The organism is Oleiphilus sp. HI0080 (genome assembly GCF_001635135.1).
This window is the reverse complement of the sequence record NZ_LWFU01000685.1, coordinates 1-1410: the sequence shown is the minus strand read 5'-3', so window position 1 is coordinate 1410 and position 1410 is coordinate 1. Positions and strand designations below refer to the sequence as shown.

Here is a 1410-nt window from a genome sequence, read left to right as displayed (position 1 = left end):
GATTGGCTAACCATGGGGCAGTTGTTATCGTTGCCGATGATCGCTTTAGGCGTAGGTATGGTTGTTTATGCGCATCATAAAGCGCCGCCTGAATCGAAGTAGAGGTTATTTATGCAGGCTTATTTGGATCTAATGCAAGATGTCGTCGATAACGGCGTTGATCGAGGTGATAGAACCGGTGTTGGCACCCGTTCAGTATTTGGCCGGCAGATGCGATTTGATTTGAGTGAAGGTTTCCCCCTGGTCACAACAAAAAAAGTGCATCTTAAAAGCATCATTTATGAGTTGTTGTGGTTTTTAAAGGGCAGTACGGATAACAACTGGTTGTCCGAGCGTGGCGTGAGCATTTGGAATGAGTGGGCGACCGAAGAGGGCGACCTTGGGCCGATTTATGGTAAGCAATGGCGCAGCTGGGCAGGCCAGGATGGCCGCGTTGTAGATCAAATTTCTGATTTGATTACCCAAATCAAAACCAAGCCGAATTCCCGGCGTTTAATTATCTCGGCTTGGAATCCGACCGAGCTACCGGACGAGTCTATCTCACCTCAAGAAAATGTGCATGAGGGGCGTATGGCGTTGGCTCCGTGCCATTGCTTGTTTCAGTTCTACGTTGAGAACGGGCGCTTGTCGTGTCAGCTTTATCAGCGAAGTGCTGATTTATTTCTAGGTGTCCCGTTTAACATCGCCAGTTATGCCTTGTTAACGCACATGATTGCGCAGCAATGTGATCTTGATGTGGGTGATTTTGTGCACACATTTGGTGACTGCCATCTGTACAGTAATCACCTTACGGACGAGATTGTGTTTGAGCAATTAAGACGAACTCCAAGAGCGTTGCCAAAACTCAATATCAAGCGTAAACCGGAGAGCATCTTCGGTTATGAGTTTGAGGATTTTGAAGTACTTGATTACGATCCGTATCCTGGAATTCGTGCTCCGATTGCGATCTAAGAACTGAAGGCTGACTTAATTATGCGTATTTCCCTCATTGTGGCCTTGTCTGAGAATCATGTGATTGGTCGAAATAACAAGCTGCCTTGGTATCTTCCCAACGATTTAAAATACTTCAAACAGGTGACGATGGGCTTGCCGATTGTCATGGGCAGAAAGACGTTTGAATCGATTGGTAAGCCCCTTCCAGGGCGAACCAATATTGTGGTTACGCGAAATACTGATTGGTCGGCAGACGGTGTTCGGGCGGTGCATTCGTTAGAAGAGGCCTTTGAACTGGCAGAGTCTATTGCCGAGATTGATGGTCGAGAAGAGTTAATGATTATCGGCGGCGATCAAATTTATCAGAGTGCGTTGCCGTTAGTCGATCGAATGTATTTAACGGAAGTGCACGCGCATGTTGATGGCGATGCCTATTTTCCTAAATTTGATCCCGCGGATTGGCATGAAATCGGTCGC

The 1410-nt window shown here is 47.0% G+C and carries 2 protein-coding genes; both read left to right on the top strand.

All coding sequences use genetic code 11. From position 1 onward, the window contains the following. Nucleotides 1–111 precede the first annotated feature (111 nt). Nucleotides 112–951 (top strand): thymidylate synthase, encoded by an 840-nt coding sequence (locus A3751_RS14855; RefSeq protein WP_068457537.1) that lies wholly within the window; start codon nt 112–114, stop codon nt 949–951. A 21-nt stretch (nt 952–972) separates the two neighbouring features. Beyond that, a partial coding sequence (locus tag A3751_RS14850; RefSeq protein ID WP_068457534.1) for a dihydrofolate reductase occupies nt 973–1410 on the top strand: 438 nt, incomplete at its 3' end.